General features: G+C 69.7%; 16 protein-coding genes and 1 tRNA gene. 5 read left to right on the top strand and 12 right to left on the bottom strand.

Going from position 1 to position 21,501, the window contains the following annotated elements:
• Positions 1 to 1,788: a 5'-nucleotidase C-terminal domain-containing protein gene (locus tag AB0J57_RS22970; protein ID WP_366130142.1), complete on the bottom strand. Its 1,788-nt coding sequence runs from the start codon at positions 1,786 to 1,788 to the stop codon at positions 1 to 3.
• A gap of 166 nt (positions 1,789 to 1,954) precedes the next feature.
• Here AB0J57_RS22970 and AB0J57_RS22965 point away from each other — a divergent pair, with 166 nt between their 5' ends.
• Together AB0J57_RS22965 and pyk are read left to right on the top strand one after the other, a co-directional pair.
• A complete protein-coding gene (locus AB0J57_RS22965) occupies positions 1,955 to 2,677 on the top strand; it encodes an SIMPL domain-containing protein (RefSeq protein WP_366130141.1) in 723 nt (240 codons plus the stop codon).
• Positions 2,678 to 2,797: 120 nt separating this feature from the next.
• Entirely contained in the window at positions 2,798 to 4,228 is a 1,431-nt protein-coding gene (pyk, locus tag AB0J57_RS22960; RefSeq protein ID WP_366130140.1) for a pyruvate kinase, read from the top strand.
• Between the two features lie 5 nt (positions 4,229 to 4,233).
• Here pyk and AB0J57_RS22955 read toward each other — a convergent pair whose 3' ends face one another.
• Together AB0J57_RS22955 and AB0J57_RS22950 are read right to left on the bottom strand one after the other, a co-directional pair.
• Positions 4,234 to 5,022, bottom strand: coding sequence for a helix-turn-helix domain-containing protein (locus tag AB0J57_RS22955; protein ID WP_366130139.1), 789 nt, complete (start codon positions 5,020 to 5,022; stop codon positions 4,234 to 4,236).
• 87 nt (positions 5,023 to 5,109) lie between these two features.
• Positions 5,110 to 5,193, bottom strand: a tRNA-Leu gene (locus AB0J57_RS22950).
• 94 nt (positions 5,194 to 5,287) lie between these two features.
• Between AB0J57_RS22950 and AB0J57_RS22945 the strand changes: the two genes are divergently transcribed.
• Positions 5,288 to 5,944, top strand: coding sequence for a response regulator (locus AB0J57_RS22945; RefSeq protein WP_366130138.1), 657 nt, complete (start codon positions 5,288 to 5,290; stop codon positions 5,942 to 5,944).
• Positions 5,945 to 6,009: 65 nt separating this feature from the next.
• Here AB0J57_RS22945 and AB0J57_RS22940 read toward each other — a convergent pair whose 3' ends face one another.
• The 6 genes from AB0J57_RS22940 to AB0J57_RS22915 form a co-directional block, all read right to left on the bottom strand.
• Positions 6,010 to 6,726, bottom strand: coding sequence for an ABC transporter ATP-binding protein (locus tag AB0J57_RS22940; protein ID WP_366130137.1), 717 nt, complete (start codon positions 6,724 to 6,726; stop codon positions 6,010 to 6,012).
• Entirely contained in the window at positions 6,723 to 7,817 is a 1,095-nt protein-coding gene (locus AB0J57_RS22935; RefSeq protein ID WP_366130136.1) for an ABC transporter ATP-binding protein, read from the bottom strand. Before AB0J57_RS22935 ends, AB0J57_RS22940 begins: the two co-directional genes overlap by 4 nt.
• 2 nt (positions 7,818 to 7,819) lie before the next feature.
• Positions 7,820 to 9,646: a branched-chain amino acid ABC transporter permease gene (locus AB0J57_RS22930; protein ID WP_366130135.1), complete on the bottom strand. Its 1,827-nt coding sequence runs from the start codon at positions 9,644 to 9,646 to the stop codon at positions 7,820 to 7,822.
• 7 nt (positions 9,647 to 9,653) lie between these two features.
• Positions 9,654 to 10,583 (bottom strand): branched-chain amino acid ABC transporter permease, encoded by a 930-nt coding sequence (locus tag AB0J57_RS22925; RefSeq protein ID WP_366130134.1) that lies wholly within the window; start codon positions 10,581 to 10,583, stop codon positions 9,654 to 9,656.
• A 94-nt stretch (positions 10,584 to 10,677) separates the two neighbouring features.
• On the bottom strand, positions 10,678 to 11,910 hold the full coding sequence (locus AB0J57_RS22920) for a branched-chain amino acid ABC transporter substrate-binding protein (RefSeq protein WP_366130133.1): 1,233 nt from the start codon (positions 11,908 to 11,910) through the stop codon (positions 10,678 to 10,680).
• A 435-nt stretch (positions 11,911 to 12,345) separates the two neighbouring features.
• Positions 12,346 to 12,741, bottom strand: a complete 396-nt coding sequence (locus tag AB0J57_RS22915) for a hypothetical protein (protein ID WP_366130132.1) — start codon at positions 12,739 to 12,741, stop codon at positions 12,346 to 12,348.
• A 177-nt stretch (positions 12,742 to 12,918) separates the two neighbouring features.
• On the opposite strand from AB0J57_RS22915, the gene AB0J57_RS22910 reads away from it, so the two are divergent.
• Entirely contained in the window at positions 12,919 to 14,850 is a 1,932-nt protein-coding gene (locus AB0J57_RS22910; RefSeq protein WP_366130131.1) for a Xaa-Pro dipeptidyl-peptidase, read from the top strand.
• On the opposite strand, the gene AB0J57_RS22905 is transcribed toward AB0J57_RS22910, so the two are convergent.
• Positions 14,840 to 15,382 (bottom strand): hotdog fold thioesterase, encoded by a 543-nt coding sequence (locus tag AB0J57_RS22905; RefSeq protein ID WP_366130264.1) that lies wholly within the window; start codon positions 15,380 to 15,382, stop codon positions 14,840 to 14,842. The genes AB0J57_RS22910 and AB0J57_RS22905 overlap by 11 nt on opposite strands.
• A gap of 63 nt (positions 15,383 to 15,445) precedes the next feature.
• Positions 15,446 to 17,728: an FdhF/YdeP family oxidoreductase gene (locus AB0J57_RS22900; RefSeq protein WP_366130130.1), complete on the bottom strand. Its 2,283-nt coding sequence runs from the start codon at positions 17,726 to 17,728 to the stop codon at positions 15,446 to 15,448.
• 188 nt (positions 17,729 to 17,916) lie between these two features.
• Here AB0J57_RS22900 and polA point away from each other — a divergent pair, with 188 nt between their 5' ends.
• Positions 17,917 to 20,571, top strand: a complete 2,655-nt coding sequence (gene polA, locus AB0J57_RS22895) for a DNA polymerase I (protein WP_366130263.1) — start codon at positions 17,917 to 17,919, stop codon at positions 20,569 to 20,571.
• Positions 20,572 to 20,632: 61 nt separating this feature from the next.
• On the opposite strand, the gene AB0J57_RS22890 is transcribed toward polA, so the two are convergent.
• Positions 20,633 to 21,460 carry a DUF4184 family protein gene (locus tag AB0J57_RS22890; protein ID WP_366130129.1) on the bottom strand — a complete coding sequence of 276 codons (828 nt, stop codon included), beginning with the start codon at positions 21,458 to 21,460 and terminating at the stop codon, positions 20,633 to 20,635.
• Positions 21,461 to 21,501 lie beyond the last annotated feature (41 nt).

Raw genomic sequence — 21,501 nt, 5'->3', positions numbered from 1 at the left:
CTAGAACACCGGCACACCGTCCCGGGTCAGTCGCCAGTCCACCGACGCGAACCGGCCCGGGTCGACCGTCCCCTGCGCCTTCACCCACTGGATGATCGTGTTCCTGATCTCGTCCGAGTTCGCCCACACCTGCTGCGCCCCCGCCACATGTGGGAACGCACCGCCACCCGACGCCCGGTAGTTGTTCACCGCCAGCACGAACCGCGCCGCCGGGTCCAGCGGCTTGCCCTGGAACGACAGGTTCACGATCCGCGACCCCGCCGGCTTGGCGATGTCGATCTCGTACGACAGCCCGTACACGGCGTCATAGTTGTAATCCGGCGTACCGCCCGCGTTCGTCAGTTGCGCCGGGTCCACCGGCGCACCCGCCGGCGTCTGCACGTAGTACCGCGCCGAGAACTCCAGATAGTCCTTGAGCTGCGCACCCGTCAGCAGCCGCGCCTCCAGCGTGTTCTCGAACGGGTACAGCCCCGCCGCGTCCCGGATCGTCACCTCACCCGCCGGAATCCGCGCCGAACGGGAGAAACACGACGCCTGCGACAGCACCGGCAGCGACGCGTACTCGCCACCCGCCAGCGCCGCCTTCACCGTCTCCGCCTGGACGTGGTTGATCAGGTCGATGATCGGCTCGTCCTTCCACGGCGCGTCGGCCGTCGACATCACGGCCGTCGACGTACCGATCACCTGGTTGACGTACGCCACGACCTTCTCGTGCTCGTCACCCAGCAACTTGACGATCTCCGGGTCCTCCTCGACGGTGTTGGAGTTCAGCACCTGCGCGCCGACCTTCTCCACCACCCAGCGCCCCTTCGACCACACCACGTCGAAGTCGAAGAGCGTCAGCCGCTGGCCCCACTTCAGCGGCTCCGACAGCACGACGTCCTTGCCGGTCTCCTTGTTCTTCACCCGGTACTCCGGGATCTCCGTGTGCGCGTGACCCACCAGGATCGCGTCGATGCCCGGCACCTGCTCCGCCACCAGCGCCGCCGCGTTCTCGATGTACGGGAGCTGGTCCCCGTACGACGACGTGCCGCTCGACCCCGAGTGCGCCGACACGATCACCACGTCCGCGCCCATCGACCGCAGCTTCGGCACCCACTTCGCGGCCTGCTCCTCCAGCCCCGGGAACACCATCTTGCCGCTCACGTTCGCCTTGTCCCAGATCGCGATGCCCGGGTTCGTCAGCCCCAGCACCGCCACCCGCACATCCCGCCCGCACGGCGTACGCAGCCGGTGCATGCTGTACGGGGGGAACGCCGGGCGCAGCGTCTTCGCGTCCAGCGCGTTCGCGCCCAGCAGCGGGAAGTCGCACTGCTCCTGGAACTTCCGCAGCACCGGTATGCCGTAGTTGAACTCGTGGTTGCCCAGGGCGGCGGCGTCGTACCCGATCGCGTTCATCGCCTGCGCCATCGGGTGCACCGGCCCGCGCTCGGCGGTGATCGGGTCGACCTTGGCGTAGTAGTACGACAACTGCGTGCCCTGGATGGTGTCGCCCGCGTCGATCAGCAGCGTGTTGCGGCGCCCCTTCTCCTTCCGGACCCGCTCCACCAGCGTCGAGATCTTCGCCAGGCCGACGTCGTTGTGGGCCTTGTCGTCGAACTCCCTGTCCGTGAAGTAGTCCCAGTTGAAGACGTTGCCGTGCAGGTCCGTCGTGCCCATCACGGTGAAGGAGTACCGCTTCGCCCGAGGCGCGGCGGCCGCCGCCGGTGCCACGACCGCGCCGGCGATCACCACACCGGCACCGGCCACGGCCGAACTCCCCAGGAACGTCCTTCGATTCAGCGGCATGTGGTCTCCTTCGTTCAGTGCATGACGCGCGTAGATTCTGGCGCAGACACGCCCCTCGCAACAGCCCTCACAGGTTTCGATCCGATGACCACGTACGGAAGAGTGGAACCCCGGGCCCCGGGAACCCCCGAGCCGGCCCCGGACCGAGCGAAGGAGCCGACCGGCGATGACCCACCCGACCGACCCACCCACCGACCACCGCACCGACCTCCCCTACGGCACCCCCCACGCCCCCCGCGTCGCCGTACGCGGCGAGGCCCACCTCGAAGTCGACCCCGAACTCGCCCGCATCGGCATCACCGTCACCGCCCGCGGCACCGACCGCCGCAGCGCCCTCGACGACCTCACCCGCCGCAACACCACCGTCCTGGACCTCGTCAAGAGCTACGGCGACGCCGTCGAAAACCTCCAGACCGGCGCCCTCTCCATCACCCCCGAACTCTTCCGCCACGGCCGCGCCGAACGCGTACGCGCCTACCACGGCAGCGTCCACATCACCGCCGAACTCACCGACTTCACCGCCCTCGGCGAACTCACCACCCGCCTCGCCGACCTCGAACTCACCCGCGTCGACGGCCCCTGGTGGGCCCTGCGCCCCGACTCACCCGCCCACGGCGAAGCCCGCCGCCTGGCCGTCAAGGAAGCCGTCCAGCGCGCCCGCGAATACGCCGAAGCCCTCGGCACCCGCCTCGCCGCCCTCGTCGAACTCGCCGACCTCGGCGCCGAGACAGCCACCCCCTCCTACCCGCCCGCCACCGGCGGAACCCGCATGGCCTTCGCCGCCGCCACCACCGAATCGGCCGCCCCACCCCTCGACCTCGAACCCCAGCGCCAGACCGTCACCGCACAGGTCAACGCCCGCTTCACCATGCACCCGCCCCAACTCTGACGCTCATCAGAGCAGAGCCCCGCACACATTCAACACTTGTCAATAGCGCTTCATCGAAAGGTTGTTGAGTAGTCACGCGGGACCAATTCTCTACCCGCCGGTAAGCCATAGGGTCGAACCATGCGCCGAGCCAAAATCGTCTGCACCCTGGGCCCAGCCACCGACACATACGACCAGATCAAGACACTGGTCGAAGCCGGAATGGACGTCGCCCGCTTCAACCTCAGCCACGGCAGTTACGCCGACCACGAGGAGCGCTACCAGCACGTACGCAAAGCCTCCGACGAAACCGGCCGCAGCGTCGGCATCCTCGCCGACCTTCAAGGCCCGAAGATCCGCCTCGGACGCTTCCGCGAAGGCCCCGTACTCCTTGAACGCGGCGACAACTTCACCATCACCGTCGAACCCGGCGTCCAGGGCGACCGCCACACCTGCGGCACCACCTACGAAGGCCTCGCCGCCGACGTCACCCCCGGCGAACGCATCCTCGTCGACGACGGCCGCGTCACCCTCCACGTCACCGCCGTCGACGGCCCCCGCGTCCACACCACCGTCCTCGAAGGCGGCATGGTCTCCGACAACAAGGGCCTCAACCTCCCCGGCGTCGCCGTCTCCGTCCCCGCCCTCTCCGACAAGGACGTCGACGACCTCCGCTGGGCGCTGCGCACCGGCGCAGACATCATCGCCCTCTCCTTCGTACGCAGCGGACGCGACATCGAAGACGTCCACCGCGTCATGGACGAAGAGGGCCGCCGCGTACCCGTCATCGCCAAGATCGAGAAGCCGCAGGCCGTCGACAACATCGACGACATCGTCGCCGCCTTCGACGGCATCATGGTCGCCCGCGGCGACCTCGGCGTCGAAATGCCCCTCGAACAAGTCCCCATCGTCCAGAAGCGAGCCATCAAACTCGCCAAGCGCAACGCCAAGCCGGTCATCGTCGCCACCCAGATGCTCGACTCGATGATCGACAACTCCCGCCCCACCCGCGCCGAGGCCAGCGACGTCGCCAACGCCGTCATCGACGGCACCGACGCCGTCATGCTCTCCGGCGAAACCAGCGTCGGCCGCTTCCCCATCGAAACCGTCCGCACGATGAGCCGCATCGTCGAAGCCGCCGAAGAAGACATCCTCGCCAAGGGCCTCACCCCCCTGACCGACCGCAACAAGCCCCGCACCCAAGGCGGGGCCGTCGCCCGCGCGGCCGCCGAAATGGGCGACTTCCTCGGCGCCAAGTACCTCGTCGCCTTCACCCAGTCCGGCGACACCGTCCGACGCCTCTCCCGCTACCGCTCCCCGATCCCCCTCCTCGCCTTCACCCCCGACCCGGCCACCCGCGCCCAGCTCAACCTCACCTGGGGCGTGGAAACCTTCCTCGGCCCGCACGTCGACTCCACGGACGCGATGGTCGCCCAGGTCGACGAGCACCTCCTCAAGATCGGCCGCTGCCAGAAGGACGACCTCGTCATCATCACCGCCGGCTCGCCCCCGGGCGTCTCGGGCTCCACCAACCTGGTCCGCGTCCACCACATCGGCGAACCCCTGGCGTAACCCGCTCAGTACTTCGGCCCGACGTGCGCGTCCATCAACCCCACGGACGCGCGTCGGGCAACCGAGATGTTGAACGGGTTCCCGTTCCGCGTGCAGTGCGCCCACTCGACCCCGAGCTTGTCGAGCGTGTCCGTGTAGAGCCGCCGGATGTCGTCCGACACGTTGGTGAAGAAGTACCGCGGATACTCATACCGCTTCCGCTCCCCTCCGACCACGCGGGTCGTCCAGTTCGTGATCCGGCACCCATCGGAGTGGATGAGCCCCCGGACGAACTCCCACGGGTGGGCGTCGACGATCTCCTGCTGCCAGCCTTCGAGCACGATGCGCCGCGTGTGCTTCTTGCCGGGACCGTGCTGGGGGAAGAGGCACCCGAGGTGTTTCGAGTAGACCTTTACGTTGTGACACCCGGTCCTGCGTACCCGGCACACCCGGTTGTCGGGGAGAACGGCGCGCATGGCCTGCTCGCATTCGTCCATCAGGCCAGGCCAGGTGTCAGCACAAGCGATCATGAGGTTCGGTGCGCGGTGCGCCGAGTAGTGACTGATGTGCCCGTCACCGAGGTACAGCCCGAGTAAGTACGAGTAGGCGGCGGTGTCGAGTTCCCTGTCGTCGCAACGGGGACACTTGGGATCATGCTTGCCCGGGCACTCCCCGCGCTTGGCTCGGTCCATGTGAAGCCAGTAGGAGACCGTGCCGAGCGGGACATTCAGCTCTCGCGCCACGTCCGCGTTCCGCGCGCCGCCACGCAAGAGGGTGAGGGCCTTCTGTCGCACTGCTGTGCCGTGAAAGTTCATACGACCACTCTGCGTGAGCGGGCGTCACCGTGAGCAGCAAAAAGCGGATGTTCACGAGAACGGGAACATCCGCTTAGGGTGCTGTTGTGCCGGGTGCGGGACTTGAACCCGCACGCCCTTTCGGGCAATCGCTTTTGAGGCGATCATGTCTGCCGATTCCATCAACCCGGCGAGGTGTCTTGTCGGAGTGTACCCGGTGCCCATGATCCCTGACAGCTAGGTAGGCTCAGGGGAGCTGTACCTGCCCTTGGAACGAGGAGCCCACGTGACCGCCCCCGAGTCGCCCCAGCCCGACGCCGCCGACGACGACAAGTCGCACGTCCCGCCGATGACGACCCGTGTCGTGATCGCCGAGGACGAGGCCCTCATCCGCCTCGACCTCAAAGAGATGCTCGAGGAAGAGGGCTACTCGGTCGTCGGCGAGGCCGGTGACGGTGCCCGTGCCGTCGAGCTGGCGCGGGAGCACCGGCCGGACCTGGTGATCCTGGACGTGAAGATGCCGGTCCTGGACGGGATCTCGGCCGCCGAGAAGATCGCCGGTGAGTCCATCGCGCCGGTCCTGATGCTGACCGCGTTCTCGCAGCGGGACCTGGTGGAGCGGGCGCGGGACGCCGGGGCCATGGCGTACCTGGTGAAGCCGTTCAGCAAGAGCGACGTGGTGCCGGCCATCGAGATGGCGGTGTCGCGGTTCGCGGAGCTGAAGGCGCTGGAGAAGGAGGTCGCGGACCTCTCGCAGCGGCTGGAGACGCGCAAGCTGGTGGACCGGGCGAAGAGCATCCTTCAGACGCAGTACGGCCTGTCGGAGCCGGCGGCGTTCCGGTGGATCCAGAAGACGTCGATGGACCGGCGGATGTCGATGCAGCAGGTCGCGGAGGCGGTCATCGAGGACGCCGAGGAGAAGAAGGCCGCGAAGGGCCAGTAAGCACGGGCGTACGTGAAGAGGCCCACCCCGCGACGGCGGGGTGGGCCTCTTCGTGTGCGTACGGCTCAGTCCTCGCCGAGGTAGGCCTTGCGGACGGATTCGTCGTGCAGGAGGTCCTGTCCGGTGCCGGAGAGGACGATCTTGCCGATTTCCATCACGTGGGCCTGGTCGGCCAGCGACAGCGCGGCCTGGGCGTTCTGCTCGACGAGCAGGATGGTGGTGCCCTGGGCCTTGAGCTCGGCGATGGTCGCCATGATCTTCTGCATCATGATCGGGGAGAGGCCCATGGAGGGCTCGTCGAGCATGAGCAGCTTGGGCTGGGACATGAGGGCCCTGCCCATGGCGAGCATTTGCTGCTCGCCGCCGGAGAGGGTGCCGGCGGCCTGCTTCCGGCGTTCCCCGAGGATGGGGAACAGGTCGTAGGCGCGCTGGATGTCCTTCTCGATGCCTGTCCGGTCGCTGCGGAGGAAGGCGCCGAGGCGGAGGTTGTCCTCGATCGTCATGCGGGGGAAGATGTGCCGCCCTTCGGGGGAGTGAGCGAGCCCGAAGGAGACGATCTTGTGGGCGGGGTACTTCCTCAGCGGCTTGCCGTCGAACTTCACCTGGCCGCCGACCGGCTTGAGGAGGCCGGAGAGGGTGCGCAGGGTGGTGGTCTTGCCGGCGCCGTTGGTGCCGATGAGGGTGACGACTTCGCCTGCGTCGACGGTGAAGGAGATGCCCTTGACGGCTTCGATCTTGCCGTAGGCGACGCGCAGGTCCTCGACTTCGAGCAGGGCGGTCATGAGTCGTTCTCCTTGCCGGAACCCTTCGCGCCCGAGGCTTCGGCGGTGGTGGTCGGGTCGGTGGTGCGGTCGGTGTCGCCGTCCGCGTCGGCGTCGGCGTCCGATTCGGCGTCAGCCTCGGCGCCCGAGGTGCCGGCGTCAGCCTCAGCCTCAGCGTCCGCCTCAGCGTCCGCCTCAGCGTCCGCCTCCGCGTCGGCGTCCGTCTCCGCGTCGGCCTCCGCGGCCGCGTCGGCGGCCTCTTCGGCGGCGGCGACTTCCGCCGCCTCCGCCTCGCCGGGCTCGCCCTCGAAGGGCTCGCCGAGGTACGCGGCGATGACGCGCTCGTCGCGCTGGACCGTCGGGCCGTCGCCCTCGATGAGCTTCTGGCCCTGGACGAGCACGGCGACGCGGTCGCAGAGGTTCATGATGAACCGCATGTCGTGCTCGATGACGAGGATGGCGATGCCCATGTCCCGGATGGCGAAGACCAGTTCCTCGGTGGCGCGGGTCTCCTGCGGGTTCATGCCGGCGGTGGGCTCGTCGAGGAGCAGCAGGCCGGGTTCGCTGGCGAGTGCGCGGGCGATTTCGAGCTTGCGCTGTTCGCCGTAGGGGAGGTTGCGGGCGAGGTGGTCGGCCTTGGCGGCGAGTCCGACGAACTCGAGGAGTTCGAGGGCGCGGGCGCGGGAGGCGGCTTCGGCCTTGTGGAAGCCGGGGCCGCGGAGGAGGGCGGACCAGAGCCCTTCCTTGGTGCGGGTGTGGCGGCCGACGAGGACGTTCTCCAGCACGGTCATGTTGCTGAAGAGCCGGATGTTCTGGAACGTCCGGGCGATGCCGGCGGCGGTCACCTTGAAGGACTTGGGCGGCAGGACCTGGCCCTTGTACCGGACTTCTCCCTCGGTGGGGATGTAGAGGCCGGTGAGGCAGTTGAAGAAGGTGGTCTTGCCGGCGCCGTTGGGTCCGATGAGGCCGACGATCTCGCCGCTCTTGACGGTGAGGTCGACCGAGCGTACGGCGGTGAGGCCGCCGAAGCGCATGGTGACGCCGCGGGCGTCGAGGACGGTTTCGCCAGGAGCCGGGGCCTTGGCCGTGGTGGCCGTCGTGGTGGTGGTCATGTTCAGGCACCTGCCTTGGTGAGGGTGGCGGGCGCTTCCTCGTTCTCGTGGAATTCGAGCTGACGGCGGCGGTTGGGGATCATTCCCTCGGGGCGGAAGCGCATCAGCAGGACGAGCGCGACGCCGAAGGCGAAGAGCTGGTAGTCGCCGAGGAACTGCAGCTTGTTGGGGATGAGGAAGAGCAGTGCGCCGCCGACGAGCGGTCCGCTGATGGTGCCCATGCCGCCGAGGACGACCGCGGCCAGCAGGAAGGCCGAGTTGGGCGGGACCACGTGGGCGAACTGGTACTGCTCGGGGGTGACGGTGTAGGTGACGTGGGCCTGGACGGCGCCGGCGAGGCCGGCGAGGGTGGCGCCGAGGGCGAAGGCGACGAGCTTGACGCGGAAGCCGTTGATGCCCATGGCGAGTGCGGCGGTCTCGTCCTCGCGGATGGCGATCCAGGCGCGGCCGATGCGCGATTCGGAGCTGCGGCGGAACACCACGACGACGATCAGGGTGACCAGCAGCATCAGGAAGAAGTAGTTCGCGAACCGCCCGATGCTGAAGGGGCCGATGGTGTGGACGGCGCCGAAGTCGAAGCCGAACATGTTGAGGTTCGGGATCGAGGAGATGCCGTTGGAGCCGTTGGTGACGTCGGGACCGGAGGTGCCGTCGAGGTTGAGCACGGTGATGCGGAAGATCTCACCGAAGCCGAGGGTGACGATGGCGAGGTAGTCGCCGCGCAGCCGGAGCGTCGGGGCGCCGATGAGGACGCCGAAGATCATGGAGACGGTCGCGCCGACGAGGATGGCCGCCCAGAAGGGGAGGTGGACGTCGTAGGGCGAGGAGGGGGAGCCGGAGACCATGGCCGCCGCGTAGGCGCCGACGCCGAGGAAGGCGACGTAACCGAGGTCGAGGAGGCCGGCGAGGCCGACGACGATGTTCAGGCCCAGGGCGACGGTGGCGAAGATCAGGATGTTGACGCCGATGGTGGCGTACTGGTCGTCGCTCTGGGTGAAGGGGAACGCCGCGGCGGCGACGAAGGCGCCGATCATGGCCACGTTGCGGTGGCGTGCGGTGAGTGTGGAGACGCGGGTGATCAGGCCGGCCTTGTTGAGCGCGGCGAAGCCGAAGCCGGCGGTCATCAGGAAGCCGAGGAACAGCTCGTCGTACTCGGTGCCGATGCCGTAGGTGAAGACGGTGAGGCCGAGGGCGAGTACGGCGGTGATGATGAGGATCTCGACGTAGCCGGGCAGTTTGCGGGCCGGGGTGACCGGTCCGGTGGCGAGGGCCGCCTTGATGGTGGCCCACTGGTTGCCGGCGCGGTGCTTGAACTGGTCCCAGCCGGTGTCTTCGGGGTCGGCGGGCAGGAGTTCCGGCCGGTCGAAGGGGAGGGCAAGGGCGCCGATGAGGGCTGCCAGGGTGGCCAGGGCCACGACGTAGCCGCCGGGTTCGAGGTTGATCAGGCCGCCGAGCTGGACGCTGATGGCGATGATCGTGTACCAGGCGGTGACGAAGGCGGCGAGGGCCGACAGTTTGATGGCGGAGTCGGCGCCGGCGGGCACGAGCCAGCGGGTGCCCTTGATGCCGTACGAGGCGAGTCCGAACAGGGCGGTCAGGGCGCCGCCGATGAGGACCAGCCACTGGAGGCCGCCGGGGTAGCCGTAGACGGTGAGGTCTCCGGGGAAGGCGGGGGTCCAGGTCCAGGCCAGGAACGCGGAGACGACGGTGAGCGCGCCACCCGCGGTGGCGGTGGCCCGCGCGATGTGCGGGGGCAGGGCGATGAGCCCGGTGCGCTCGTCGGTCGTGGTGGTGTGCGGGGTGTCCGCGGTGGTGGTCTGTGTGGTCATGGTGGTGTCACGCCCTGTCCGCGACGCGCTCGCCCAGGAGGCCCTGGGGCCGGAAGAGGAGCACGAGGATGAGGAGTACGAACGCCCAGACGTCGGCCCAGGACTGGCCGCCGAGCTGCTGCATGCCGGGGATGTCGGCGATGAAGGCGGTGGCGAGGGTCTCGGCGAGGCCGAGGGCGAGGCCGCCGATCATGGCGCCGTAGATGTTGCCGATACCGCCGAGGACGGCCGCGGTGAACGCCTTGAGGCCGAGGATGAAGCCCATGCGGAAGTTGACCTCGCCGTACTTGAGGCCGTAGGCGACGGCTCCGACGGCGGCGAAGGCGGCTCCGAGGGCGAAGGCGACCACGATGATGCGGTCGGTGTTGATGCCCATGAGCTTTGCGGTGTCCGGGTCCTGCGCGGTGGCCTGCATGCCGCGTCCGGTCCGGGTCTTCATCACGAAGTAGCCGAGGACCGCCATGGATATGGGCGCGGCGGTCAGGAGGAAGACGTCACCGGTCTGGATGGTGACGCTGCCGAAGTGGAAGGGGCCGCCGGGGATCTCGGGGAAGGTGAGGGAGGAGGTTGCTCCCGGGTACCAGGCCCAGACGGCCTGCTGGAGTGCGAGCGAGATGCCGATGGCGGTGATGAGTGGTGCGAGGCGTGGCCCTCCGCGCAGAGGGCGGTAGGCGAATCGTTCGGTTCCGACCGCGATGGTGACGGCGACGATGATCGCGCCGATGATCATGAGTGGCAGGGCGAGCCACATGGTGGTGCCGCCGGGGAGTATCAGCCAGACCGTGAGCGCGCCGAAGCCGCCGGTCATGAAGATCTCGCCGTGGGCGAAGTTGATGAGCTGGACGATGCCGTAGACCATCGTGTAGCCAATGGCGACCAGCCCGTACATCGATCCGAGTAGCAGGCCGTTGACCAGCTGTTGCGGCAGTTCGTTCACCGCAGGTCCTCCGAAGTCTTTCGCCGGATGTGACACCGCGCGGGGCGCTTGGTGCAGCGTCCCGCGCGGCCAGGGATGTGATGCGGAGTCGTGATCAGCCGGTGTAGGTGCCGGACTTCACGGGCTTCCAGGCGCCGCCTTCGTACCGGTAGACGGTGAGCTGCTTGTTCGTCGCGTCGCCGAACTCGTCGAAGGACACCTTGCCGGTGACGCCGTCGAAGGAGACGCCTTTCATGGCGTCGAGGACCTTGGCGCGGGCGTCGGAGGGCAGTTTGCCGCCGTTGTCGTCGACGACCTTCTTGACGGCCTCGATGATGGCCCAGGCGGAGTCGTAGGAGTAGCCGCCGTAGGCCTCGAAGGCCTCCTTGTACTTGGCCTTCTTGTAGTTCTCGACGAACTCCTTGGCCGAGGGGAGCGTCTCGACCGGGGCGCCGACGGAGGTGGCGAGGTCGCCCACGCCCTCCTTGCCGGCGAGCTTGATGAACTCGGCGCTGTAGATGCCGTCGCCGCCGATGAGCGGGATCTTGGCGCCGGAGGCCTTGATCTGCTTGCTCAGCGGGCCGGCGGCGGGGTACTCGCCGCCGTAGTAGACGACGTCGGCGCCCGAGTTCTTGATCTTGGTGACGACCGCGGAGAAGTCCTTGGTGTCGGGGTTGACGTGGTCCTCGCCGGCGACCTTGCCGCCCAGCTTGGTGAACTCGGCCTTGAAGGTGGCGGCGAGTCCGGCGCCGTAGGTCTTCTTGTCGTCGACGACGAAGACCTTCTTCTTCTTGGCGTCGTTGAAGAGGTACTGCGCCGCGAAGGGGCCCTGGATGGCGTCCGTGGTCGCGGTGCGGAAGTAGGAGGCGTAGGGCCGCTTCTTGGTGCCGCCGTTCCAGTCCTGGCCCTGGGTGAGGGCCGGGTTGGTGTTGGCGGGGGAGACCTGGACGAGCTTGGCGTCGTCGAACACCTTCTGCATGGACTCGGCCACGGAGGAGTTCAGCGGGCCGACCACGCCGAGGACGTTCTTGTCGGCGACCAGTTTGGTGGCGTTCTGCTGGCCCGAGGAGGGCTGTGCCTGGTCGTCGAGCGCCTCGATCTTGAAGGTGACGCCGTCGACGTACTTCTTCTCGTTGGCCTGCTTGGCGGCGAGGTCCACCGAGTTCTTGATACCGAGGCCCAGGGCGGAGAGGTCGCCGGTCAGCGGTGCGTCGACACCGATGACGACGGTGGTGCCGCCACCTCCGGCGGAGTCCCCACCCTTGTCGTCGCGCGAGCCACAGGCGGTGAGGGACAGTGCTCCGGTCGTGAGCACTGCGGTGAGTATGAGCAACGAACGCTGTCGCACGAAGGGGTCCTTTCCCTGGCGCGGTCTCCTCGGGTCGAGGAGCCGTGTCGAGCGCCGGGCCGTACATGGAGTGGTACAGCCGTGCAGTTGACGCGCCCGGCGGCGCGGTGACTGGCCGTGACTCTAAGCGCAGCCGGGGCGGCTCGGGGAGCGCCATCGGCAGGATGTGACTCTCTTGTTATGCCGTGGCCAAACGTTTCCAATGCGTGGCGCCTACACCCTTCACCGGTGATCCCGCGTTCTTCTCACATGCCGAGAACGCCCAGTTCCGCTAAGGGGCTTGGGCAGATCTTGGTACTTACCGGCGGCTCGCCCGCCGGTGCTCCGGAGCGCCGCGTCGCGGGCTGTTTCGCGACGCCCGGAGCCGTCCGGCGGCGCGGCCGCCGTTCCGCTCGACGATTACGCAGCGTGACATTTGGCGGGTGGTCGCGCGGGTCACTGCCAGGGGTGGCCGGTGGGTCCGCCGCTTCCGTGGCGCTCGGCGCAGCGCCGGTTCGTCTCCTTCTCGATCATGCTCTCGGCCGCCTCCGCGCCGGCGCGCCGGAGCTCCTCACGGGCCGCGGCGACGACCGCCAGGAGGATCTCGTTCTGGCCTCCGGACAGACCCTTCTGCATGAAGTCCCCTTTGGCCCGCCCCGCGACCTCTTCGCGCGCCCAGTGTCCGATCAGCGCGACGCAGAGTTCGATAGGTGAAGTCGCTTGCGCGGACGGCGAGTTGGCTTCGTCGTCGGTGTGCTGCCCGGAGGCGCAGCCGACGAGCAGGACGGCGGCGACGAGTGGGGCGAGCGGCCGCGCACGTCGTCGTCCGCGGTGCGGTACACCGGGCGTCATGCGCCAGACGTTACGCGCGCCTCGGCTCCCCGGCCAGAGACCGGAAGTCTCAACTGTGCGTGAGCGGCGAGAAGTTGGGCGGTCTGGTGTGGCCGGTGTGCAGACGGTGGAATATGTGGGCGCTTCTCGCGTGCTCGTCACACCCCCCAGGCCCCGGAGGCTGGCACGATGCGGAGAATGACCGGATTACGCACCACGCGTTCGACCCACGCGCTCGCCCTGGGCGTGGCCGCCGCCGCGTTTCTGGCGGCGCTTCCCTCGCCCGCCGCGCGCGCCGCCGGCGAGCGTCCAGCGCTGCGGATCGAGGGGCGGGCGACCCAGCCCGTCTTCTCCCGCGCGGACGCCGTCCACCAGCAGGTGGACATCGAAACGGCGACGGACAGCGACAAAGACGGCAGGCGTGACACCGTACGGATGCGGATCCTGCGGCCCCGGGCGACCGACGCCGGGCTGAAGGTCGCGACCATCATCGAGGCGAGTCCGTACTGGGGCGGCGGCAACGACGTCCCCTTCCACAACGTCGACGTGGAGGAGGACGGACTGCCCGCAAGTAAGGGGCGAGAGGGGCTTCCGGGCCTTTTCGAGACGTCCACCGGGCCGGCTTCGCCCCTGCTTGACACCCCTTCCGTGGTGTTCCCCGGCTACACCGACAACTACTTCCTGCCCCGTGGCTACGCCGTGGCCCAGCTCGACAGCGTCGGTACGGGCGGCTCGACGGGGTGCCCGGTGTCCGGCGGCCGCGCGGAGACGCTCGGCGCGAAGGCGGCCGTCGACTGGCTGAACGGCCGGGCCCGGGGCTGGGACCTCCAGGGCCGGCCGGTCGGAGCGGCGTGGTCCACCGGCAACGCGGCGCTGATGGGCATCTCCTACAACGGCACCCTGCCGACCGCCGTCGCCACCACGGGCGTGGCCGGGCTCAAGGCCATCGTGCCGATCTCGGGGATCAGCTCCTGGTACGACTACTACCGGGCGGGTGGCGGGGTCGTGGCGCCCGGCGGCTACCAGGGCGAGGACGCCGACATCCTGGCCAGGGCCGTCTACAGCCGGGCCGACCGGGAGATCTGCGTGCCCGTACTGGACGGGCTCACCGCCGCGCAGGGCCGGGAGAGCGGCGACTACACCGGGTTCTGGCGGGAGCGGGACTATCTGAAGGACGTCGGGAGGATCAAGGCCGGGGTCTTCCTGGTGCAGGGCCTCAACGACTGGAACGTGAAGACCCGGCACGCCGGCCTGCTGTGGGAGGCGCTGGAGAAGCACGGCGTGCCGCGCACGCTGTGGCTGCACCGGGCCGGGCACAGCAACCCGATGCCGTTGCGCATGGAGGCGTGGCTGGACCGGCTCCACCAGTGGTTCGACTTCTGGCTGTACGACGTGGACAACGGCGCCCTCGACGGGCCGAAGGTCGACGTGGAGCAGGCCGACTTCTCCTGGCGGCAGCAGCGGGAGTGGCCGGCGCCCGGCACGCGGGACGTCACTTTGCGGCTGACCGCCGACGGCGGCCTGTCGCCGGTGCCCGGCCGGCCGGTGCGGCAGACCCTTCACGACGCGGGCCGCACCCTGCGGGCCGAGCAGCTCGTGGCCTTTCCGGAGGCGGCGAATCCGAACCGGCTCGCGTACACCACCGGTCCGCTCGCCGCCGACCTGAGGGTCAGCGGGACGCCCACGATGTCGGTGCGGGCGTCCCTGGACGGGACGTCCCCGTATGTGACGGCACTGCTCGTCGACTACGGCACGGACACCCGGGCGACGGCCGGCACGGTGGCGGACACCTCGCAGCTCGTCTGTTACGGAGAGGGGGTCCCCGGCGACACCGGCTGCGCCTACCGGACCCGGCACCGGACCGAGACCGCCGACTTCAGGATCGTCTCGCGCGGGTGGCTCGACGCCCGCAACCGCGACTCGGTCGAGCGGCAGAGCCCGGTGGTGGAGGGGCGGGAGTACCGGCTGGAGTGGGAGATGCAGCCCCAGGACTACGTCTTCAAGAAGGGGCACCGGCTGGGCGTGGTGCTGATCTCCACGGACCACGACTACACGCTGCGCCACCCGGCCGGGACGCGGATGACGGTCCGGGCCGGGCTCAGCGGCATCACCCTGCCGGTCAGTCCGTAGCCACGGCGGTGGTCCCGGTGGCGGCCTCGGCGGTGGCCCCGGTGGCGACCGCCCCGGGGATGTTGTCCGCGTCCTTGGGGGAGACGTCGCGCAGCAGGCAGGTCAGGCGGGCCGTGCAGACCCGCTTGTCCTGCTCGTCGGTGATGACGATCTCGTACGTCGCGGTGGAGCGGCCCCGGTGGACGGGGGTGGCCACGCCGGTGACCAGCCCGCTGCGCACGCCCCGGTGGTGCGTGCAGTTCAGGTCCACGCCGACGGCGATCTTGGAGACGCCGCCGTGGAGCATGGAGCCGACCGAGCCGAGCGTCTCGGCCAGAACGGCGGAGGCGCCGCCGTGCAGCAGCCCGTAGGGCTGGGTGTTGCCCTCGACCGGCATGGTGCCGACGACGCGGTCCGCGGACGCCTCGACGATCTGCACGCCCATGCGGTTGCCGAGGTGCCCGGCGGAGAAGAGGGCGGGCAGGTCCACGCCGAGCGAGGCGTACTCGTCGATGACCTCTTGAGGGAACTTCACCTGTGTCTGCTCGCCCATGGGGCCCGGCTCCGATCGTCGTGCGGTCATGTCCCTGGTCTGCCGTGCTGCCTAAGCGAACGCTCAGGCGGAGGGTGATTGTTCCAGACGCACGATGACGGACTTGCTGGCGGGGGTGTTGCTGACGTCGGCGGTCGCCTCCAGCGGCACCAGGACGTTGGTCTCCGGGTAGTACGCCGCCGCGCAGCCACGGGCGGTGGGGTAGTGGACGACACGGAAGCCGGTGGCACGGCGCTCGGTGCCGTCCGTCCACTCGCTGACCAGATCGGTGTACGCCCCGTCGGTCAGTCCCCGCTCACGGGCGTCCTCGGGGTGGACCAGGACGACACGGCGCCCGCCCTTGATGCCCCGGTAGCGGTCGTCCAGACCGTAGATCGTGGTGTTGTACTGGTCGTGCGAGCGCAGCGTCTGGAGCAGCAGCCGGCCCTCGGGGACCTTGGGGTACTCGACGGGCGCGGCCGTGAAGTTCGCCTTGCCGGTCTTCGTCGGGAAGCGGCGCTCGTCGCGCGGGGCGTGCGGGAGGGTGAACCCGCCGGGGTTCCCCGCCAGCCTGGCGTTGAAGTCCTCGAAGCCGGGCACCACGCGCGCGATGCGGTCGCGGATCGTGGCGTAGTCCTTCTCGAACTCCTCCCACGGCGTGGCCGACGCCTCGCCCAGCACCGCCCGCGCCATGCGCGCCACGATCGCCGGCTCGGACAGCAGGTGCGGGCTCGCCGGCGGCAGGTTCCCGCGCGAGGCGTGGACCAGGCCCATCGAGTCCTCGACGGTCACGAACTGCTTGCCGCTCGCTTGTACGTCCTTGTCGGTGCGGCCCAGCGTGGGCAGGATCAACGCGCGCGTGCCGGTGACCGCGTGGGAGCGGTTCAGCTTGGTCGACACGTGCACGGTGAGCCGGGCCCGCCGCATGGCCGCCTCGGTGACCTCGGTGTCGGGCGTCGCGCCGACGAAATTGCCGCCCATGGCGAAGAACACCTTGGCCTTGCCGTCCCGTAGCGCCTCGATGGCGCGGACGACGTCGAAGCCGTGGTGCCGGGGGGAGGTGATCCCGAACTCCTTGTCGAGCGCGTCCAGGAAGGCGGGCGCCGGGCGCTCGAAGATGCCCATGGTGCGGTCGCCCTGCACGTTGGAGTGGCCGCGGACCGGGCACACGCCGGCCCCGGGGCGGCCGATGTTTCCGCGCAGCAGCAGGAAGTTGACCACCTCGCGGATGGTCGGCACGGAGTGCTTGTGCTGGGTGAGGCCCATGGCCCAGCAGACGATGGTGCGCTCGGAGGCGAGCACCATGCGCAGTGCCCGCTCGATCTCGCCGCGCTCCAGGCCGGTGGCGGCGAGGGTCTCGTCCCAGTCGGCGGCCTTGGCGGCGGCCGCGAACTCCTCGTAGCCGTGGGTGTGCTCCCGTACGAAGTCCTGGTCGACCGCGCCGTCGGTCTCGAGGATCAGCTTGTTGAGGAGGCGGAAGAGGGCCTGGTCGCCGCCGATGCGGATCTGGAGGAACAGATCGGTGAGGGCGGCGCCCTTGATCATGCCCTGGGGGGTCTGCGGGTTCTTGAACCGCTCCAGGCCGGCCTCGGGCAGCGGGTTGACCGAGATGATCCGCGCGCCGGAGGCCTTGGCCTTCTCCAGGGCGGACAGCATCCGGGGGTGGTTCGTGCCCGGGTTCTGCCCGGCCACGATGATCAGGTCGGCGCGGTGCATGTCCTCCAGCGAGACGCTGCCCTTGCCGATGCCGATCGTCTCGTTCAGCGCCGAGCCGGACGACTCGTGGCACATGTTGGAGCAGTCCGGCAGATTGTTCGTGCCGAACTCGCGGGCGAAGAGCTGGAGCAGGAACGCGGCCTCGTTGCTGGTGCGGCCGGAGGTGTAGAAGACGGCCTCGTCGGGGGAGCCGAGCGCCGTCAGCTCCTCCGCGATGATCCCGAAGGCCCGCTCCCAGCTCACCGGCTCGTACCGGTCGGCGCCCTCGGCCGCGTACATGGGGTGGGTGATGCGGCCCTGCTGGCCCAGCCAGTACCCGCTGCGGGTGGCCAGGTCCGCGATCGGGTGGGCGGCGAAGAAGTCCGGGGTGACGCGGCGCAGCGTCGCCTCCTCGGCGACGGCCTTCGCCCCGTTCTCGCAGAACTCCGCGATGTGCCGCTTCTCGCCCTCCGGCCAGGCGCAGCCGGGGCAGTCGAAGCCGTCCTTCTGGTTGACCTTGAGCAGCGTGCGCGCGGTGCGGCGCAGTCCCATCTGCTGCTGCGAGATCTTGAGCGTGTGCCCGATCGCGGGGAGGCCCGCGGCGGCGTGCTGCGGCGGCGCGACCTGCGGCGCGTCCTGGACCGGGTCACCTGCGGGCGGCTTGCTGGCCATCGCGCTCTCCCTTGAGCGGTCGTGTCCGACGGACGTCTTCGCTGTACGTCTCCGATCCTGTCACGTGGCACCGACAGCGGCCGACCCACGCAGCCCGGTCGGGATTGTCAGTGGTCCGTGGCAGGATCGTCCCCGTGGTAGAGACAGCATCGAAGAAGACCGACGACAACCGTCCGCGCCTGCTCCTCATGGACGGGCACTCCCTGGCGTACCGGGCGTTCTTCGCGCTGCCCGCGGAGAACTTCACGACCGCGAGCGGCCAGACGACCAACGCCATCTACGGCTTCGCGTCGATGCTGGCGAACACGTTGCGTGACGAGTCGCCCACGCATTTCGCCGTGGCGTTCGACGTCTCACGCAAGACCTGGCGCTCCGAGGACTTCCCCGAGTACAAGGCGAACCGCTCCAAGGCCCCCGACGAGTTCAAGGGGCAGGTGGAGCTGATCGGCGAGCTGCTGGACACCATGAACGCGGAGCGGTTCGCGGTCGAGGGCTTCGAGGCCGACGACATCATCGCCACGCTGGCCACCCAGGCCGAGGCGGCGGGCTTCGAGGTGCTGATCGTCACCGGCGACCGCGACTCCTTCCAGTTGGTCTCCGACCACATCACCGTGCTGTACCCCACCAAGGGCGTCTCCGAGCTGACCCGGTTCACCCCGGAGAAGGTCCAGGAGAAGTACGGACTGACCCCCGCGCAGTACCCCGACTTCGCCGCCCTGCGGGGCGACCCGTCCGACAACCTGCCGGGCATCCCCGGTGTCGGTGAGAAGACGGCCACGAAGTGGATCACCCAGTTCGGTTCCTTCGCGGAGCTGGTCGAGCGCGCCGACGAGGTCAAGGGCAAGGTCGGCCAGGCGCTCCGCGACCACCTGGAGTCCGTCAAGCTCAACCGCCACCTGACCGAGCTGGTCCGGGACGTGGAGCTGCCCAAGTCCGTCGCGGACCTGGAGCGCCGGCCCTACGACAGGACCGCGCTGAAGGGTTTCCTGGAGGTCCTGGAGATCCGCAACCCGAGCCTGCGGGACCGGCTCCTCGCCGTCGACCCGGGCGCGGAGGAGGAAGAGGCCCCGGCCACGGCCGCCGGTGTCGAGCTGGACGGCACCGTCCTGGGCGCCGGCGAGCTGGCGTTCTGGCTGGAGCAGCACGGCCGCCAGCCGCTGGGCGTGGCGACCGTCGCGACCTGGGCGCTCGGCGTGGGCAATGTCAGCGAGGTCGCGCTGGCGGCCGCCGACGGCAAGGCGGCCTGGTTCGACACGACCCAGCTCGACGAGGCCGACGAGAAGGCGTTCGCCGCCTGGCTCGCCGACCCCGACCGCCCGAAGATCATGCACAGCGCCAAGGAGGCGCTGCGGGTCTTCCCCGAGCACGGCTGGCACATCGAGGGCATCACCATGGACACCGCCCTCGCCGCGTACCTGGTCAAGCCGGGCCGCCGGTCCTTCGCGCTGGACGCCCTGTCCGTCGAGTACCTGCACCGCGAGCTGGCCCCGGCGGCGGCCGACGGGCAGCTCGCCTTCGGCACCGACGAGCAGGCCGAGGCCGACGCCCTGATGGCGCAGGCCCGCGCGGTCCTCGACCTGGGCGACGCGTTCGGCGAGAAGCTCAAGGAAGTGGGAGCCACCGAGCTGCTGCACGAGGTCGAACTGCCCACCTCCCTGCTGCTCGCCCGCATGGAGCGGCACGGCATCTCCGCCGACCGCGCCCATCTGGAGGCGATGGAGCAGCAGTTCGCGGGCGCCGTGCAGCAGGCCGTGAAGGAGGCGCACGCCTCGGTCGGGCACGAGTTCAACCTCGGCTCGCCCAAGCAGCTCCAGGAGGTCCTCTTCGGCGAGCTGAACCTGCCCAAGACGAAGAAGACCAAGACCGGTTACACCACGGACGCGGACGCGCTGGCGTGGCTGGCGGGCCAGACCGAGCACGAGCTGCCGGTCATCATGCTCCGCCACCGCGAGCAGGCCCGGCTGCGCTCCACGGTCGAGGGCCTGATCAAGACGATCGCGGCGGACGGCCGTATCCACACCACCTTCAGCCAGACCGTCGCGGCCACGGGCCGTCTGTCGTCCACCGATCCGAACCTCCAGAACGTCCCGGTGCGCACCGACGAGGGCCGCGCCATCCGGCACGGCTTCGTCGTCGGCGAGGGCTTCGAGTCCCTGATGACGGCCGACTACAGCCAGATCGAGCTGCGGGTCATGGCCCACCTCTCGGAGGACGAGGGTCTCATCGAGGCGTTCACGTCGGGCGAGGACCTGCACACCACGGTCGCCTCCCAGGTGTTCTCGGTGGAGCGGTCCGCCGTCGACGCGGAGATGCGCCGCAAGATCAAGGCCATGTCGTACGGCCTGGCGTACGGGCTGTCCGCCTTCGGCCTGTCCCAGCAGCTCAACATCGAGGCGGGCGAGGCGCGTGCCCTGATGGACACGTACTTCGAGCGGTTCGGCGGCGTGCGCGACTATCTGCGCCGGGTCGTCGACGAGGCCCGCGCGACCGGGTACACGGAGACGATGCTCGGCCGCCGCCGGTACCTGCCGGACCTGAACAGCGACAACCGCCAGCGCCGCGAGGCGGCCGAGCGGATGGCGCTGAACGCCCCGATCCAGGGCACGGCCGCCGACATCGTGAAGGTCGCGATGCTCAACGTCGACCGGGCGCTGCGGGAGGCGGGCCTGCACACCCGCATCCTGCTCCAGGTCCACGACGAAATCGTCCTGGAGGTCGCCCCGGGCGAGCGCGACCGGGTCGAGGACCTCGTCCGCCGCGAAATGTCCACGGCGGTCGAACTCCGTGCCCCCCTGGACGTCTCGGTGGGCGTGGGCCCGGACTGGGACTCGGCGGCCCACTGACGGGCCGGTTGGCCGGCCCCTCGACGCCTTTGTCGGGGGGCCGCGCCCCGAACCACGCCGCCTACCCCGCCGCCCCGCGGGCGCCCGCCGCGCGGAGGCGCATCCCCGCGCCGTACAGCAGCAGCCCCGCCGCCAGTCCCGCGCCCGCGCCGAAGCAGGCCGTGGGGATGATGTCCAGGGGCGTGTCGATCCGGCCCCAGTACGCGTACCACCGCACGCACCGGTGCACGATCCCCACCGCCACGCACGCCCCGAGCAGGCCCGCCGCCAGCCACCGGCCCCGCCGGTCCAGCACCGGCACCGACGCCGGAGCCCGCACCGCCGTCTCCGGCGGTATCCGCCGCAGCGCGCCGCCCACGAACCACACCAGCACCACCAGCGCGACGGCGGAGCCGCCGTACTGCGCGTACAGGTACATCGGGAAGCCCGCCACCACCTCGCCGAGCACCGGCAACACCTTCATGCCCCACCGGTCCGCGTGCGTGAACAGGTCCCACACCACATGCGTCGCCGCCCCGATGACGGCCGAGACGTAGAACCGGACCGCCAGCCCCGCCGGTTGCCGCTCACGCCAGGACTCACCCCGTACCAGCGCGTGCACCCGCCCCTGCCACCGGGCCGGCACCAGCGCCAGGAGCGGCTCACGCACCATCAGCCAGACCGCCACCAGCGCGGCGGCGATGAGGACGTCGACGGTCAGGACGCCCAACAGGCTGTGTGTGACGTCCCCGAAGAGCATGGCCCCCGGGATCGCGGTGTCCGCGAAGTACGTCATATCGGGCGAGAACGACCCCATGACGAGCGCCGAGGCGGCCAACGGCCCCCGCCCGGTGCCGGACCTCCGTATCCCCGGCAGGACCGCCGCGGCGTGGCTGAGCGTGAATGGCATGGCTGTCGTGCCCCCCGAATTGCGAACCTCAGGTCAATGGC

It is taken from the genome of Streptomyces sp. NPDC049837, from assembly GCF_040674455.1.
In the GTDB taxonomy this organism is placed as follows: Bacteria; Actinomycetota; Actinomycetes; order Streptomycetales; family Streptomycetaceae; genus Streptomyces.
This window is presented reverse-complemented; position numbering and strand designations above follow the sequence as displayed.

What these genes read in the sequence shown, in the direction of transcription:
- AB0J57_RS22970 (WP_366130142.1), bottom strand. Translation starts at nt 1,788, where the DNA reads ATGCCGCTGAATCGAAGGACGTTCCTGGGGAGTTCGGCCGTGGCCGGT.
- AB0J57_RS22965 (WP_366130141.1), top strand. Translation starts at nt 1,955, where the DNA reads ATGACCCACCCGACCGACCCACCCACCGACCACCGCACCGACCTCCCC.
- pyk (WP_366130140.1), top strand. Translation starts at nt 2,798, where the DNA reads ATGCGCCGAGCCAAAATCGTCTGCACCCTGGGCCCAGCCACCGACACA.
- AB0J57_RS22955 (WP_366130139.1), bottom strand. Translation starts at nt 5,022, where the DNA reads ATGAACTTTCACGGCACAGCAGTGCGACAGAAGGCCCTCACCCTCTTG.
- AB0J57_RS22940 (WP_366130137.1), bottom strand. Translation starts at nt 6,726, where the DNA reads ATGACCGCCCTGCTCGAAGTCGAGGACCTGCGCGTCGCCTACGGCAAG.
- AB0J57_RS22935 (WP_366130136.1), bottom strand. Translation starts at nt 7,817, where the DNA reads ATGACCACCACCACGACGGCCACCACGGCCAAGGCCCCGGCTCCTGGC.
- AB0J57_RS22930 (WP_366130135.1), bottom strand. Translation starts at nt 9,646, where the DNA reads ATGACCACACAGACCACCACCGCGGACACCCCGCACACCACCACGACC.
- AB0J57_RS22915 (WP_366130132.1), bottom strand. Translation starts at nt 12,741, where the DNA reads ATGACGCCCGGTGTACCGCACCGCGGACGACGACGTGCGCGGCCGCTC.
- AB0J57_RS22910 (WP_366130131.1), top strand. Translation starts at nt 12,919, where the DNA reads ATGACCGGATTACGCACCACGCGTTCGACCCACGCGCTCGCCCTGGGC.
- AB0J57_RS22905 (WP_366130264.1), bottom strand. Translation starts at nt 15,382, where the DNA reads ATGGGCGAGCAGACACAGGTGAAGTTCCCTCAAGAGGTCATCGACGAG.
- AB0J57_RS22900 (WP_366130130.1), bottom strand. Translation starts at nt 17,728, where the DNA reads ATGGCCAGCAAGCCGCCCGCAGGTGACCCGGTCCAGGACGCGCCGCAG.
- polA (WP_366130263.1), top strand. Translation starts at nt 17,917, where the DNA reads ATGGACGGGCACTCCCTGGCGTACCGGGCGTTCTTCGCGCTGCCCGCG.
- AB0J57_RS22890 (WP_366130129.1), bottom strand. Translation starts at nt 21,460, where the DNA reads ATGCCATTCACGCTCAGCCACGCCGCGGCGGTCCTGCCGGGGATACGG.